This is a genomic window from Prochlorococcus marinus str. MIT 9107, assembly GCF_000759855.1.
GTDB lineage: Bacteria > Cyanobacteriota > Cyanobacteriia > PCC-6307 > Cyanobiaceae > Prochlorococcus_A > Prochlorococcus_A marinus_N.
This window is the reverse complement of the sequence record NZ_JNAI01000006.1, coordinates 74876-90156: the sequence shown is the minus strand read 5'-3', so window position 1 is coordinate 90156 and position 15281 is coordinate 74876. Positions and strand designations below refer to the sequence as shown.

The 15281-nt window shown below is 32.6% G+C and carries 14 protein-coding genes; 6 read left to right on the top strand and 8 right to left on the bottom strand.

Annotated elements, in window-relative coordinates:
* Entirely contained in the window at positions 1–594 is a 594-nt protein-coding gene (locus EU92_RS05375) for an esterase/lipase family protein (protein ID WP_032513969.1), read from the top strand.
* Here the strand turns inward: EU92_RS05375 and EU92_RS05380 are convergent.
* From EU92_RS05380 to EU92_RS05410, 7 genes are all read right to left on the bottom strand, one after another.
* Positions 587–2674 (bottom strand): M3 family metallopeptidase, encoded by a 2088-nt coding sequence (locus EU92_RS05380; RefSeq protein WP_032513826.1) that lies wholly within the window; start codon positions 2672–2674, stop codon positions 587–589. The genes EU92_RS05375 and EU92_RS05380 overlap by 8 nt on opposite strands.
* 17 nt (positions 2675–2691) lie before the next feature.
* Positions 2692–4230, bottom strand: a complete 1539-nt coding sequence (locus EU92_RS05385) for an NAD(P)H-quinone oxidoreductase subunit 4 (RefSeq protein WP_032513825.1) — start codon at positions 4228–4230, stop codon at positions 2692–2694.
* Positions 4231–4309: 79 nt separating this feature from the next.
* Complete coding sequence (thrB, locus tag EU92_RS05390; RefSeq protein ID WP_032513824.1) at positions 4310–5257, bottom strand: homoserine kinase; 948 nt, start codon at positions 5255–5257, stop codon at positions 4310–4312.
* Between the two features lie 9 nt (positions 5258–5266).
* On the bottom strand, positions 5267–6301 hold the full coding sequence (locus EU92_RS05395) for a glucokinase (RefSeq protein ID WP_032513620.1): 1035 nt from the start codon (positions 6299–6301) through the stop codon (positions 5267–5269).
* Between the two features lie 10 nt (positions 6302–6311).
* Complete coding sequence (gene thrS, locus EU92_RS05400; protein ID WP_032513621.1) at positions 6312–8228, bottom strand: threonine--tRNA ligase; 1917 nt, start codon at positions 8226–8228, stop codon at positions 6312–6314.
* A gap of 3 nt (positions 8229–8231) precedes the next feature.
* A complete protein-coding gene (trpS, locus tag EU92_RS05405) occupies positions 8232–9248 on the bottom strand; it encodes a tryptophan--tRNA ligase (protein WP_032513622.1) in 1017 nt (338 codons plus the stop codon).
* Positions 9238–9660 (bottom strand): hypothetical protein, encoded by a 423-nt coding sequence (locus EU92_RS05410; protein WP_032513623.1) that lies wholly within the window; start codon positions 9658–9660, stop codon positions 9238–9240. The genes trpS and EU92_RS05410 overlap by 11 nt, the downstream gene beginning before the upstream one ends.
* A gap of 167 nt (positions 9661–9827) precedes the next feature.
* Between EU92_RS05410 and EU92_RS05415 the strand changes: the two genes are divergently transcribed.
* The 5 genes from EU92_RS05415 to EU92_RS05435 are packed head-to-tail and all read left to right on the top strand — an operon-like array spanning position 9828 to position 14904.
* Positions 9828–11159 carry a YcjF family protein gene (locus tag EU92_RS05415; protein ID WP_032513624.1) on the top strand — a complete coding sequence of 444 codons (1332 nt, stop codon included), beginning with the start codon at positions 9828–9830 and terminating at the stop codon, positions 11157–11159.
* Positions 11160–11182: 23 nt separating this feature from the next.
* On the top strand, positions 11183–12082 hold the full coding sequence (locus EU92_RS05420; RefSeq protein ID WP_032523544.1) for a metal ABC transporter substrate-binding protein: 900 nt from the start codon (positions 11183–11185) through the stop codon (positions 12080–12082).
* 3 nt (positions 12083–12085) lie between these two features.
* Positions 12086–12850 carry a metal ABC transporter ATP-binding protein gene (locus EU92_RS05425; RefSeq protein WP_032513626.1) on the top strand — a complete coding sequence of 255 codons (765 nt, stop codon included), beginning with the start codon at positions 12086–12088 and terminating at the stop codon, positions 12848–12850.
* A gap of 12 nt (positions 12851–12862) precedes the next feature.
* Entirely contained in the window at positions 12863–13735 is an 873-nt protein-coding gene (locus tag EU92_RS05430) for a metal ABC transporter permease (protein WP_032513627.1), read from the top strand.
* Positions 13732–14904: a DUF4336 domain-containing protein gene (locus EU92_RS05435; protein ID WP_032513628.1), complete on the top strand. Its 1173-nt coding sequence runs from the start codon at positions 13732–13734 to the stop codon at positions 14902–14904. Before EU92_RS05430 ends, EU92_RS05435 begins: the two co-directional genes overlap by 4 nt.
* 9 nt (positions 14905–14913) lie before the next feature.
* On the opposite strand, the gene EU92_RS05440 is transcribed toward EU92_RS05435, so the two are convergent.
* Positions 14914–15246 carry a DUF760 domain-containing protein gene (locus EU92_RS05440; protein ID WP_032513629.1) on the bottom strand — a complete coding sequence of 111 codons (333 nt, stop codon included), beginning with the start codon at positions 15244–15246 and terminating at the stop codon, positions 14914–14916.
* Between the last annotated feature and the right edge of the window lie 35 nt (positions 15247–15281).

Genomic DNA, 15281 nt, shown 5'->3' with positions numbered 1-15281 from the left:
TTGGAAAAAAGAAATCCCATTATATTGATTCATGGTCTTTGGAATAATTCGAGTATTTTTTCTTCTATTACCTCAAAACTTGATGAAATTGGAATTGAATATTTTGCCCCAACTCTTAATCATTCATATGGAATGTCCTCAATTATTGATTTAACAAATATATTAAACGAATTAATTTTAGAGAAATACGGCTTAGAAAAAGAAATAGACATTTTAGGATTCTCTATGGGAGGAATAATTGGTAGGTATTGGCTTCAAAAATTCAAAGGATATAAAAGAACAAGAAGATTAATATCTATAGGTTCCCCTCACAAAGGAACATTAATGGCTCAATTAGTACCTAAATATCCTTTAAGAGGAATATCTGAAATGAAAATAAATAGTAAGTTTTTGAGAGAACTTGCGAAAAATGATTTTTTTCTTGATGATATCGAGTGTATAAATTTCTTTACTTATTGGGATCTAATGGTTTTCCCTGGCTGGTGGACAAATTTAAATATAGGAAAAAAAATATCAGTAAAAGTATATAAACATAGAAATCTCGTAAGAAATAAATCTGTGGTTGACAAAATAATCAATGAAATTATTATGTAGCTCTAGATAGTCCCAAGTGTCTTATTAAGGAATCTGTTCGTGGCTCTCTTCCCCTGAATAGTTTGAATATTTCTAATGGAGGTAAGCTTCCACCCAAGCTAAGGATTGTATCTTTAAATTTCTTCCCTATGAACCTTAAATCTTCAGAGTTATCTAGATCAGCTTCTTCGAACATAGAAAAAGCATCAGCACTAAGAACCTCAGCCCATTTATAGGAGTAATATCCTGCAGAATATCCCCCTGCAAATATATGACTAAAACAACAGAGAAATTGATCCTCTTGAATTGGTGCAATAACAGTAGTTTGTTTCGCAATTTCTCTTCTTATTTCATCTGCTGTTTTACCATCGTTCTTTTTAAAACTACTGTGTAATCTGAGGTCTGTAATTGCAAAATGCAATTGTCTAAGTGTAGCCATACCACAATTGAAAGTTCTATTCTTTACGAGCTTTTCAAAATTTTCATCGGATAATTTTTCTCCTGTTTTATAGTGCTTAGCAATATTCAAGAGTGTTTTTTTATGGAAGCACCAGTTTTCCATAAATTGACTTGGGAGTTCGACTGCATCCCATTCAACATTATTGATTCCAGCTGCTTGAGGAAGATTTACAGTGGTAAGCATGTGTTGAAGACCATGACCAAATTCATGGAACAGAGTCTGAACTTCTTCAAAACTCATCAAACTAGGTTTATCTTTTGATGGTGGTGTCTGATTACAAACAAGATAAGCTACCGGAAGGGTCTTTTTGCCAACATTATTTTTATTTAAGCATTCATCCATCCAGGCCCCTCCTCTCTTTGATTCTGGACGAGAATATGGATCTAGGTAAAAGGATGCTATTCTGTTATCTTCTTTATTGAGGATATTAAAAAATAAAACGTCATCATTCCACAAAGGTGCTTCATCGGTTGCCTCAACTACTTTAATTTCAAAGAGCTTTTCGCTTAATTTAAATAAACCTTTCAAAACATCATTTAGTGGGAACCAAGGTCTCAAAGACTCTTGATCTAAATTTAGCTTTTCCTTTCTAAGAATTTCAGACCAATAACTAATATCCCATGGCTCAATATTTTGCGATTTTGGAAACCCCATAGCTTTAGAAAACTTATCAAGCGTTTCTAATTCAATTTTTGCGGTTTTGAATGCTGGTTCTCTCAATTCTTCTAAAAGGTTTTCAACATTTTTAATTTCTTTCGCCATTTTCGTTGACAAACTTAGTTCTGCCCAACTTTTATAACCGAGAAGATTAGCCTGTTTAGTTCTAAGAGTTAATATCTTTTCAATAATTTGAGTATTATTTTTTTCTCCTTGGGAGGCCCTGCCAACGAATGCCTTATAAAGTTTTTCTCTAAGGTTACGGTCGTTGGCATATGTCATAAAAGAAGTATAAGTTGGAATATCTAGACTTAATTTCCAAGGCCCATTTTTAAGGTTAACGTCGCCGTCTTTCTTTAAGTGATTGTGAGCGGAAATTGCCATCAATTCAAGTACTCGTTCAGGAAGACCATCGATTTCAGATTTTTTATTTAATATTAAAAACCATTTATTAGTGGCATCAAGAACATTGTTACTAAAGTCTGCTGATAACTTTCCAAGTTTTTCTGAAATGTTATTGAATTCTTCTTGCTCATTTTTTTGTAGTGAAATGCCCCTATGTTGCATCTCAAGTATTTCTTTATCTAAAATTCTATTTTTGATTTGATCAAAATTATTTATCTCTTTAAGCTTGACTAGAGAAGTGTAAATTATTTTACTTTGTCCAAATTTGTTACTCAAACTAATAATCTCGGGAAGAAATTTTGAATAAATATCTCTAAGACTTTCAGAATTATTTACAGCATTTAGGTGACTTATTACTCCCCAACTCCATCTAAGAATTTCATTGACTTCATTTAGAGGATTTATTACTTTATCCCAATTTAAATCATTTTGAATTAAATAATTAGATAAATTTTTCTCTATGTTTTTAAAATCTTCGGCTATTTTTTCTAGCACTACTGGAAATTGTTGACTAATATTTTCTGGAGTGAATTTTTTAAAATCCGGTAATTCTCCGTATTGAAAAATTGAGGTTTCCATTTATTAAAGCTAATAATCTAACTAATGTATGAAATTATTCCCACTAATTTAGCTAACGTTAGCTGTTGACTGAGAGCATTTGTTGAAGATTCATATAAATTAATTGCAACTTTTGGCCAGAAACCTATTACTAAAGTAGGCAACAATAAACTGAAACCAATTGTCAATTCTCTGCCATTCATTTCTTTGACTGTTGCTAGTGCGGGAATTCTAGGCCCAAAAAATACTCTTCTACACATTGATAGTAGGTAAATTGGTGTTAGGACTAGACCGATGGCTGCTATAAGAATTGTGATTGATCTAAAGAGAGAGCTGAATCCCTCTTGGCTAGTAATTCCTAGAAATATAGTTATTTCGCTTATGAAACCGCTCATGCCTGGTAATGCTAGAGAAGCAAGTGAGCTTGCTAAGAAAAAAGCAAAAGTTATTGGCAAGACCTTGGCTAAACCACCCATATTGGGAATTGATAGAGTATTAGTTCTTTCATAGAATGATCCTGTAACGAAAAACATTGCGGCTGCAATAAGTCCGTGACTGATCATTTGGAGCATAGCTCCGCTTATCCCTAAAGCATCTACCGCTCCAATACCTAAGAGAACGAAACCCATATGACTCACTGAGCTACAAGCAATTCTCCTTTTGACATTATCTTGGGCGAATGCATTTAGGGCTCCGTAAATTATATTAATAATTCCAAGAATAATTAATGCTGGTGCTATTTGCAGATGTACTTCGGGTAATATTTGAACGTTAAATCTTAAGAGTGCGTAGCCTCCCATTTTTAAAAGTATTCCTGCAAGTAACATTGAAACTGGTGCATTAGCTTCTCCATGTGCATCTGGCAACCAAGTATGTAGTGGGAAAATAGGTAGTTTCACTCCAAAACCTACTAAAAATCCAAGATAAGATAGTAATGCTAGACTTCCCGTTACATGTTTATTGGTTAAGTCAGTAATATTTAAAGTGAAATTATCACCACTTAATGCAATTGCTAAACCACTTATTAGTATTAGTAAGGAAGCTAGAGCCGTATAAAGAATAAATTTTGTGGCTGCATATAATTTCTTTTTTCCTCCCCAAATAGCGATAAGAAGATAAACCGGAACCAACTCCAGTTCCCATGCTAAGAAAAATAATAGGAAGTCTTGAGAGAGGAAAACAAGTGCTTGCGCGGATGCTTGAACTAATAGAAGAGCAAAATATAAATTAGATTTTTTTTTAATTTTCCAACTTGTAGCAGCTGATAAAAATGTAATCAACCCACTTAAAGCAACTAGAGGAGCAGATAATCCATCTACACCTAGAGACCACTCTAAACCTATGGAGGGCAACCAAGTAGCTCTTTCTACAAGTTGCAAGGCGCTATTTGAAGTGTCAAATTTCTGTAAAAAAACGCTTATGATTAGCAAAAAATCTATAAATAAAAAACTTAATGAGATATTCCTCGGGAGTGTGTTATCTTCCCCTTCCTCAGAACTCAAGAAGGGCATTATTAATGCCCCAATTAAAGGTAATAAAACTATAGATGATAGCCAAGGAAAAGATTCTAAATTCATTTATGTAATGAATAATTTATTTATTCTAGTTGAAGTTGTACTAGCTTGAGACTATAACATTAAAAATACCTAAGTAAAACTACTTACCAGAGATAGTATTGAATAGGCTACCTGTTCTTTGGAGGTTTAAAAATGGAGCTCTACTTGCCACACCTAATTTCTCCCATGCTTTTACCATCGCTTGACTTACTATTTTGCCATTTTCCTTTTGACATAATGCTAAGATACTTGGTCCTGCACCACTAATCGCGCACCCCAAAGCACCTGCTTTTAATGCTGCATCTTTGACTTCCAGTCCCCCTTTAATAAGTTTCCATCGGTATGGTTCGTGTAATTTATCAAACATTCCCTCTTTTATTAATTCATCATTTCCTGCTTTTAAGCCATTTAATAATAAAGTAAGTGCCCCCATATTTGTTACCGCATCGGATATTGGTACATTCTTAGGCATTACTTTCCTCGCATCACTTGTGCTTAAACGAATCGCAGGTATTGCTACGACAGCTTTAATGGAATCGTGCCAATCACACCTTATGATCCTCCATCTTTGAGAAGAAGAACGGGCTGTCAAGCAAAGCCCCCCTAAGAGAGAGGGTACTACATTATCAGGATGACCTTCTATATCAATGGCAAGTTCTAGGAGCTTTTCTTTGCTGAGTGGTGAGTCCATTATCGCATTTGCTCCAATTAGTCCAGCGACTATCGCTGTAGCACTACTTCCTAGCCCTCGTGCAGGTGGAACGGCCAACTTAACTCTTGCTTCAAGTGCAAATGGTTCCATATTCGCGGCCTCCCATACTTTCTGAGCCGCTCTAAAAACTAAGTTTTCTGGCCCTCCTCTTAAATGATTACCATCGGTACTTTCCATTATCAAATCAAATCTATCTCCACCACCTTCAATTCTTGTAAAAATAAATTCATTATACAAATCTAAAGCTGCACCAAGACAGTCGAATCCAGGCCCTAAATTGGCAGTTGTGGAAGGTACTGTTACCCTTATTTTTTTTCCTACTTCAGGAATAGACATTTCTTGTCACTAAGTTTTTAAAAGCATTTTGGCTCTGCAGGCTGCGCTAAAAAGTCCAAACTCTTCATCTAAAATTACTTTCATAGGTATTGTTTTAAGAATATCTTTTAATCTTCCCTTGTCGAAAAATTGTTTCATAAATAAATCTGATTTAAATTTTTTGAAATGTTTTGATGCGGTTCCTCCGGAGATCCATAACCCGCCAAAGCACAATTCTTGAAGTGCAACATCTCCCAATAAAGATGCATAAGCTCCTAACCAAATCCTCTCAACTTCGATCATTAGCTTATCCCCTTCTTCAGAAAGATTGCAAATTTTTTGAGGAAGTTCTTTTCTTGCAGCATCAGAAATTTTAATTTCTTTTAAATATTTTTGTAAAGGATGGTTTTGGGCATCAGGTTTGCTTAGTCTCCATTCGGCAATTCTTGATAAACCAGTACCGCTAACAATTCTTTCACAAGATATCCTCTCAACTTTTAGGTGATTCTTAAGCCAAATTTTTAATTCCCATTCTAATTTTGACTTTGGCGAGTATTCAACATGACCACCTTCACTAGCTAAAACTTTTACCTTTCTTCCTGATATTAGGCCTCTTGCAATGCCCAAACCAGTACCCGCTCCAACAATGGCATGCAAATCATTATTAGCACTTTCAGAATGCCCCCCATTTTGGATAATATAATATTGATTTTTTTTTAAATAAGGTATTCCATAAATTTGCACTGCAAAATCATTTATCAGCTCGCAGCTTTTAATATTAAATTTGTTCTGTAATACATTTTCAGAAATATTCCATGACAAGTTTATTATTTTTGCATTGTTTTTAGATAAAGGACCAGCTACTGCGAAACAGGCAGAAGAAGGATGAGTAACATTTTTGCATTCATTTTTGAGAAAATCTTCCAGGATTAGTTCAAATGAATCCCAATCAGAGGATATATATTTCTTTTTTAATATTAAGCTGGGAGAATCATGATTTACATCTTTTTTGTAAATTCCCAATAGAACCTTCGTACCTCCTAGATCACATGCGAGAAAATTCATCTATTTAAAATCATTCTGTTCTCCCTTTTTTTTCTATTAATTCATCCATTAATTTGTATAGAGTAGGTAAATTGAAAATTCCTAAATTTGTTCCATCCAAAGCTCTTAAGGCGACTGAATCAATTTCTTCTTCTTTATCTCCAATAACTGCAATTAGAGGAATTCTACTCAGAGTTGCCTCCCTAATTTTATATCCTATTTTTTCATTTCTAATATCAACTTTTGATCGATACCCTTTGAAATTTATCAAATGATTTAATTCTAAACATTTTTCATTATTTCTATCTGTAATACTCAACAAAATTATTTGGTAAGGTGCAAGCCAGATTGGGAATTTAGCTTCGTATTGTTCAATTAAAATTCCAATAAATCTTTCAAAAGATCCTAAAATTGCTCTATGTAGCATTACTGGATTTCTTTTCTCATTATCAATATCTACATAAGTTGCATCCAATCTAATAGGCATTGAGAAATCAACCTGAATAGTTCCGCATTGCCAGACTCTATTAAGACAATCTTTTAACGAGAATTCTATTTTTGGACCATAAAAAGCACCTTCCCCTGGTTGGAGTTCCCATTTTAGTTTCTTATTATCGAGAGCTTTGGTAAGAGCCTCCTCTGATTTATCCCAAATCTCCTCACTACCTACCCTTTTTTCAGGACGGGTTGATAATTTGATAATGATTTCATCAAATCCAAAAGTTTTATAAACCTCGAAAACAAGATCTATAAAAGTTGATACCTCTTCTTGAATTTGCTCTTCTGTGCAGAATATGTGTGCATCATCTTGAGTAAAGTTTCTTACTCTCATTAAGCCGTGTAATGCACCAGAGGGTTCATTTCTGTGACAAGAACCAAATTCAGCAAGACGAATAGGTAAATCTTTATAACTTTTTAAACCTTGATTAAATACTTGAATATGGCATGGACAATTCATTGGTTTAATTGCATAAGTTCTATTTTCTGATGCAGTAGTGAACATATCGTCTCTAAATTTTTCCCAATGACCGGATTTTTCCCAAAGAGATTTATCAACAGCTTGTGGGGTTTTGATTTCTAAATAATCATTTTTTTTAAGTATTTCTCTAATGTATTTTTCGAGTACTTGGTAGATTTTCCATCCATTTGGATGCCAAAAAATCATTCCTGGAGATTCTTCTTGTATATGAAATAGTGAATGTTTTTTACCAAGTTTTCTATGATCCCTTTTTTCCGCCTCTTCAATTCTTTTTAAGTAGTCATTGAGTTGTTTTTCTTTTGCCCATGCAGTTCCATATATTCTCTGTAATGATTCATTCTCACTATTACCTCTCCAGTATGAACCTGATAATTTGAGTAATTTAAAGTGTCTCAAATGTCTAGTATTGGGTACGTGAGGCCCTCTACACATGTCGATATATTCTTCGTGTTTGTATAAATTGATGAGACCTTCTTCAGGAATTTCTTCAATTATTCGTAATTTAAAAGTCTCATCTCTTTCTTTAAAAGTTTTAATTGCCTCTTCTTTAGAAACTTGTAAAATTTCAACGTCATAGTTTGTTTTTATTAATTTATTAATTCTATTTTCGATTTTTATTAAATCTTCAGGAGTAAATCTATATTCAGAAAAAATATCGTAATAAAAACCATCTTCAATTACAGGCCCAATCGCCATTTTAATATTAGGGTAAATTTGTTTAACTGCATGACCAATAAGATGAGCAAAGGAATGTCTTATTATTTCAATTCCTTCTTTATCTTTTGATGTGATGATTACAACTCTAGAATCACTATTTATAGGAATAGTTGCATCAAGAAGAATATCATTTACTTTCCCAGCAATTGTTGCTTTAGCTAATCCAGCACCTATACTCTGGGCAATTTCTAGAATAGTTACAGATTTTTCGAAAACCTTTTTTGAGCCATCAGGTAAGGTAATTATTGGCATAATTTATTTCTCCATTTCGAAGAATCCCAATTTTGATTTAACTCTTTTTAAAGTCTGATTTGCTAAATCTTCAGCTTTTTCCTTCCCTTCATTAAGGATTTTATTTAATTGATAGGGATCATTAATTAATAATTTATATTTTTTTTGAATAGGTTCTAGTGATTCAATAAGTTTTTCTGTAATTAATTTTTTAAATGTCCCCCATCCAGTTTCTGAGAAATCATTTTCACATTGAGAAATTTCTTTGCCAGATAATATTGAATAAATCATCAAAAAATTTTTAGATTCTGGTCTCTCAGGGTTGTTAAATTCAATTCCAATAGAACTGTCACTTTTTGCTCTTTTTATTTTTTTCGTAATTATTTCAGGAGTATCTAATAAGTTAATACGACTGCCTTCATTAGGATCACTTTTGCTCATTTTTTTTGAACCATCAATTAAACTCATTATTTTTGATCCATTCTTCATGATTATTGGTTGAGGGATTTTTAAAATATTTTTATCCTTACTAAATCTGGCATTAATTCTTTGTTGTGCAATATCTCTGGCAAGTTCAAGATGTTGTTTTTGATCCTCACCTACTGGTACAAAGTCAGCTTCATATAGAAGAATGTCTGCAGCCATCAGGATAGGATAGTCAAACAATCCAATAGATACATTATTTCCCTGTTTTATGGATTTTTCTTTGAATTGAATCATTCTTTCCATCCAATTTATTGGGGTCATGCAATTTAATATCCAACAAAGTTCTGAATGTGCAGAAATCTGACTTTGGACAAAAATTGAGCATATATTGGGATCTATCCCACAAGCGAGGTACAAAGCTGCAGTAGAGATAGTGTTCTGAGATAATTCTTTGGGGTTATATGAAGCTGTGATTGCGTGCAAATCAACTACACATAGAAATGTTTCATATTGCTCTTGAAGCGTAACCCAATTATTTATTGCACCAAGCCAATTCCCAATATGTAAATCACCAGTTGGTTGAACTCCCGAAAGAATTCTTTTTTTATTTGTCATCCTCTTCTACTTCGCTAGATTGGATCTCTTCAGTTGATGTACTTTTAACAGGTCTTGCAAAAGGGTCAGGGGCTGTTTTTGACTTTTCTTCATAAGAATTTTGTGATTGTCTATTCGGAGAAGAGTTTTTATTATTTTTTGCATATTCTGTGATTGATTCAATCAATTTTTCGTCTTTGATCATTTCGCTAAGTGTTCTAATAGAGAAACCCAGAACTGCAACGGTAGATCTCAATTGAAAGGTATCTTGTATTGATTTAACAGCTTTCATTTCATTATCACTCAATCTTATACGGAATCCACCTCCATCTCTTCTGCCGCTCGATCTATCTCTGAAATTAGATCTTTCATTGTTAGAACGACCTCTGAAATTTTCTTGTCCAGGATTATTGCTGAAATTTGAATTAGACATCTTGATGTTTCTTAAATTATTTAAATAGTCTATTAAATTAGCATCTTGTTATGCAATAAGTCTTTGTTAAAAGCCTTAATTTTTTATCTTTTGATTAAAGACTTATGAAATTTTGCTTTTCTCATTCACAAATTGCATTAAAATAAAAATTAGAAAAATAAAGTATTTTGTTTGATATTAGTAAAGACAACCTTTTAAAGGATTTCATAAGGTTTCCAAAAAAAAATCTTATTATTATTGTTTTATTCTTAGGTTTTGGGGAATGGTTCGTCAGTGACTTAATTCATTTTGCAGGAGGCTCAATAGGATTTTTTGCGTTGTGTTTGGGGGGATATTTTTACTTGAAGAATGATAAGCCTAAATTTAATGAGCCAAATAATTTAGATGGTTGGATAAATCTATGTAATGAAGATTTAAATTTTTTTGAAGAACTTGAAGCAACAAATAAATTACAAAAACAGAATTCAAAAAGACAAAAAATACTTGAATCTACTCTTAATAGATGTGAAAAAGAAAAAATAAGTTGCATTGGACAAAAAGATGATCAAAGTTGTCAGTCTGTTTTGAAAAGTTATTTTAAAGCAGATAAGTTTGACTTTGATTTATACGAAAAACTGCCAAAATACAATTCTTCTCAAGTTATTCCAGAAGAAGCTTTGAAGAGTGATGCAATCTTGTATTTTATAAACTTGCCTTTGTCGGCAAATGATTTTTTGTGGCTGGAAAAGTTTCCTAAAAATATGCCAATCTGGTTGGTGGCTTTAACTTCCAACGAAATAGAAGCCAAAAATCAGATAGAAGACCTAAAGTCTCAAATTTCAAGTGACTTTATAAATAAAATTATTACTTTTGATGTGAATAAGAATGAGATAACAAATATACCTTTTTCGTTAAGGAAGTTTTTCATAAGTTCATCTAAAAATATTGAAAATACAAAAAAAAGACTCTTGAAAGAACTTCATGTTGTCTGGCAAGCTGAAATTGAAGGGATAAGAAGAATGCAGTTAAAAGGTATACAAAGAAAAAATCAAATTCTTGTCGCGACAACTGTTTTCTTATCTCCTATCCCATCAATTGATGTTATGGCAATGACAGTACTAAATTCATTAATGATTAAAGAAATTAAGTCTATATGGGGATGTAATTGGTCTCCTGAAATTTTAGATAAAGTATCTAAAGAGATTTTAAAGACTGCAATTGCTCAGGGAGTTATTGAATGGAGTGGACAGACTTTAATTGGCATAACAAAATTACATGGACCAAATTGGCTTGTTTTTGGAACATTTCAGGCTGCCAGTGCTGCTTATTTAACAAGAGTAGTATCAAGTTCTTTGGCTGATTTTATGGCAATAACAAAAGGTGTAGAAGAACCTGATTTGGATTTTATAAAGAAAAATTCTGAGAAAATTGTTGAAAAAGCTTTTGAAAAAGAAAAAATAAATTGGCAAGGATTTATTTCTGATCTTAGAAAACCACTTATGAAACTATCTTTTAGTTGATAATCCAAGGATGAAAGTTAAATATGAGAAAAAATATTCTTATTTTAAGTTTGTTACTTCTACTTTCTCTTGCTTCAGGCTCATGCAAGAGAATATCAAATAAAAATGAAAGTAAAGAGGTAATTCTGGCAAGTTTCACTGTTTTAGCAGACATAATTAGCAATGTTGCTAAAGATGATTTTATTGTTAGATCAATAACGAAACCTGGAGTTGAAGTTCATGGTTACCAACCAACTCCAAGCGATTTGGTAAATGCCTCTAGTGCTTTTGTTTTTATTGATAATGGATTTGGATTTGAATTATGGGCTAAAAAATTTGTTTCTAATTTAAAAGTTAAAAGAATTACTGTCGCGGAAGATTTAGATCCTATTTTTATCAGTGAAGATTTTTATAAAGGAAAACCCAATCCTCATGCCTGGATTTCTCCAAAAAGAGGGATCCTATACGTAGATATTCTGGTGGATTCTTTATCAGAATTGAGGCCATCCAAGAGAACATTTTTTGAAGAAAATGGAAAAATTTATAAAGATAAACTCTCTAAATTAGATAAAGAATTCTCTCTTTTTATTAATAACTTAAATAAAGATAGGAGGTATCTAGTAAGTTGTGAAGGTGCTTTTTCATATTTAACTAATGATTATGGATTAGAGGAAGTTTATTTGTGGCCAGTTAATGCTGAGAGTCAAATTACTCCAAAAAGAATGGCAAGAACAATCTCACTAATTAAAGAAAAAAATGTCCCATCTGTATTTTGCGAAAGTACTGTAAGTAACGAATCTCAAATGGTTGTTGCAAAGGAAACTGGGGCTAATTTTGGAGGAAATCTTTTTGTTGATTCATTATCTGATGATAGTGGTCCTGCTAGTTCCTATATAAAAATGCTTGAGCATAATTTGGATTTAATTAAAAAAGGGCTTTTTTGAATTATGGAATCAATCAATTATCAAAACTTTAGGATTGATGCAGAGAATATTTGCGTAGATTACAACGGTAAGGTGGCTTTGTATGATGCCAATTTAAGATTGAAACCTGGTCAGATTTGTGGGTTAGTAGGAATGAACGGGGCTGGTAAAACAACTTTTTTTAATGCTTTAACTGGCTTTGTAAATATTTCAAAGGGAAAAATTAGAATAAATGGAGAGTCTGTAAGATCAGCTCAAAAAGATCAGACAATTGCTTATGTTCCTCAGAATGAGGGAATTGATAGTCAATTTCCAATAAGTGTTTGGGATGTAGTGATGATGGGAAGATATGGTTCGATGAATATTTTTAGGTGTCCTAGAGAGTCTGATGTTCAGGCGGTTAAAGATGCTATTGAGAGAGTTGATCTTACTGATCATTTATCTACACCTATTGGAAACTTATCTGGAGGTCAGAGAAAACGAACTTTTTTAGCTAGAGCAATTGCGCAAAGAGCGTCAATATTACTTCTTGATGAGCCTTTTTCAGGTGTTGATATAAGAACTGAGAAACTTATCTCGGAATTATTTATTCAATTTAAAAATGAGGGGAAAACTATATTATTATCAACGCACGATATGATTCATGTCCGTGAATTTTGTGATTTGGTTATTTTAATAAATAAAACTGTTGTAGCTTATGGCGAGACCTCTGAAGTGTTTACCCCTGAAAATATTACAACCACTTTTGGAGGGATCTCACCTGATTTTTTGTTTGGACCTGAATCCTAAATTTTAGATTATATGGAGCTCTGTTCTTTTTTAACTTTAGATTCATTCATAACAGATCCTTTAACTCATAACTTTATGAGAAAAGCACTTCTTATGAGTTCATTAGTTGCAGCTGTTTGTGGTTTTCTATCAAGTTATTTGACTCTTAAAGGATGGGCTTTAATGGGAGATGCTGTGTCACATTCGGTAATGCCTGGTGTTGTGGTTGCTTATGCATTAGGTCTTCCTTTCTCTCTAGGGGCATTTATTTTCGGAGTTGGTTCTGTAGCCTTGATAGGGTTTATTAAGCAGAAATCTAGAGTTAAGGAAGATACTGTTATTGGGTTGGTATTTACTGGATTTTTCGCTCTTGGAATCGTATTAGTTTCTAAGATTAAAAGTAATATTGATCTGCACTCTATTCTTTTTGGTAGTCCATTAGGAATATCACTTTCAGACGTAAAACAAACTATATTCATTTCTTTATTGGTAGTAATCCTTTTATCAATTTTTAGAAAAGATTTAATGCTTTATTGTTTTGATCCTAGGCATGCAAAAACAGTTGGGATTAACGTATTTTTTCTTCATTATTTACTCCTCACATGCTTATCTTTGGCAGCCGTTGTGGGTTTGCAGTCTGTTGGAATTATTTTGGTAGTTGCAATGTTGATTACACCAGGAGCTACGGCATATTTACTTACGGATAAGTTTGATAATATGACAGTAATTTCAGTATTAAGTGCAATTATCTCAAGCCTGATAGGAATCTATGTTAGTTTTTGGTTTGATCTTGAAACAGGTGGATCAATTGTCTTGGCACAAACTTTTATATTTTTATTTGCTTTTTTATTCGCTCCAAGATACGGAATATTTAAGTTAAAGAAATTATTTGCTGAGTATAAATGATAGTCGTGGAAGAAACTTTAAATCAAAAGTGGAATTGGTGGCCATTATTCCCCTTATATCCTTATGGAAAAAAGAAAACAATTTTAAGAGAATTAATTCCTGATCAAATATGGTCTTTGGAACAAATACAGGGACTTTATTATGTTGCGGTTCCAATAAGAATGACGGTAATAAAGGTTGATAATGGATTGATGTTAATAAATCCACTGCCACCTACAAAAGAATTAATAAATGAGTTAGAAAAATTAATTGCGATTCACGGAAACGTAAAAACAATAATTCTTCCGTGTGCCTCTGGACTAGAACATAAAATCGGACTGCCAGCTCTTTCAAGAATTCTGAAAGATGCAGAAATTTGGCTTTGTCCTGGACAATGGAGTTTCCCTATAAATCTACCACTAGATTTTTTAGGAATTCCATCAAAAAGATCAAGAATACTGTTTGAGGAAGGTACTCCACATACAAACTCCTTTAAATGGTCTTCATTAGGCCCACTGAATTTAGGACTTGGAAGATATCAGGAGATAAGCTGTTTCCATTATCCTACGAAAACTCTTCATGTAACAGACGCAATAGTTGGAATAGATTCCACACCACCTGAGATATTTAATTTTGATCCAACTCCACTTCTTTTTCATTCTAGAGAGAGAGGAGATCAACCTTTGATTGACTCCATCGAACAAAGAAAAAAAGGATGGAAAAGGTTAGTCTTATTTTCATCTTTTTTGAAACCAGGTAAATTAAATATTCCACCTTTAAAAAAAATATTAAAGTATTCATTTAAAAAAGATCTTAGAAATTGGAGATCTCATTTCGGTATTTATCCCTTTTTATGGGACGAAGATTGGGAATCTTCTCTTGTTGAAATAATGGGTAAAGATACTCCTAAGATTCAAATTCCACCAGTTTTACAAAAATTAATTTTTCCGCGTTCAAAAGAAGTTTTACTTAAATGGTTAGAAAATATAAAGTCTCTTGAAGATATGGAATATTTAATTCCAGCTCATTTTACGGCTCCTATAAAATTTACAATAGAAGATTGTCAAAAATTAATTAACGAAATTAATTCCCAAAAGTGGGATAAACTTCCTGAGGATAATAAATTTTTGATGGGTTTATATAAAAAGTTGTTTGAACTAGGAATAATTCCTGAAGAAGTAAATCTTTAAAAACTATTATTATTCAATAGACATGTTTTCATCATTTTTAAGAGTTTGTTCCAGCTCTTTTCTCTGCTCCATTTGTCTTAAAAAATATCCTGTCATCATTGCAGAAGATAATAAATTAGCAATGTTGTCTTTTGAAGATGTTATTTTTACATCAAATTGATCTGAAGGAAGCATTCCAAGAAGACCTTGAACATTATGTCTAATAATTTCTTGAATATCTTCACTAGCTGATTTTGCTACTCTTTGCAAAACTTCTGGAGATTGTTTTTGTAAATATTGGATTAAATCATTCTCATCGTTTGGATAATTATTTTCAGTAGCAAGAAATTCTGGATTAAACATTTCTACAACTTCAAGATATAAAAACCTTACAACAT

Coding starts and splice junctions, on each gene's coding strand:
- EU92_RS05380 (WP_032513826.1), bottom strand. CDS start 2,674: ATGGAAACCTCAATTTTTCAATACGGAGAATTACCGGATTTTAAAAAA.
- EU92_RS05385 (WP_032513825.1), bottom strand. CDS start 4,230: ATGAATTTAGAATCTTTTCCTTGGCTATCATCTATAGTTTTATTACCT.
- thrB (WP_032513824.1), bottom strand. CDS start 5,257: ATGTCTATTCCTGAAGTAGGAAAAAAAATAAGGGTAACAGTACCTTCC.
- EU92_RS05395 (WP_032513620.1), bottom strand. CDS start 6,301: ATGAATTTTCTCGCATGTGATCTAGGAGGTACGAAGGTTCTATTGGGA.
- thrS (WP_032513621.1), bottom strand. CDS start 8,228: ATGCCAATAATTACCTTACCTGATGGCTCAAAAAAGGTTTTCGAAAAA.
- trpS (WP_032513622.1), bottom strand. CDS start 9,248: ATGACAAATAAAAAAAGAATTCTTTCGGGAGTTCAACCAACTGGTGAT.
- EU92_RS05410 (WP_032513623.1), bottom strand. CDS start 9,660: ATGTCTAATTCAAATTTCAGCAATAATCCTGGACAAGAAAATTTCAGA.
- EU92_RS05420 (WP_032523544.1), top strand. CDS start 11,183: ATGAGAAAAAATATTCTTATTTTAAGTTTGTTACTTCTACTTTCTCTT.
- EU92_RS05425 (WP_032513626.1), top strand. CDS start 12,086: ATGGAATCAATCAATTATCAAAACTTTAGGATTGATGCAGAGAATATT.
- EU92_RS05430 (WP_032513627.1), top strand. CDS start 12,863: ATGGAGCTCTGTTCTTTTTTAACTTTAGATTCATTCATAACAGATCCT.
- EU92_RS05435 (WP_032513628.1), top strand. CDS start 13,732: ATGATAGTCGTGGAAGAAACTTTAAATCAAAAGTGGAATTGGTGGCCA.
- EU92_RS05440 (WP_032513629.1), bottom strand. CDS start 15,246: ATGTTTAATCCAGAATTTCTTGCTACTGAAAATAATTATCCAAACGAT.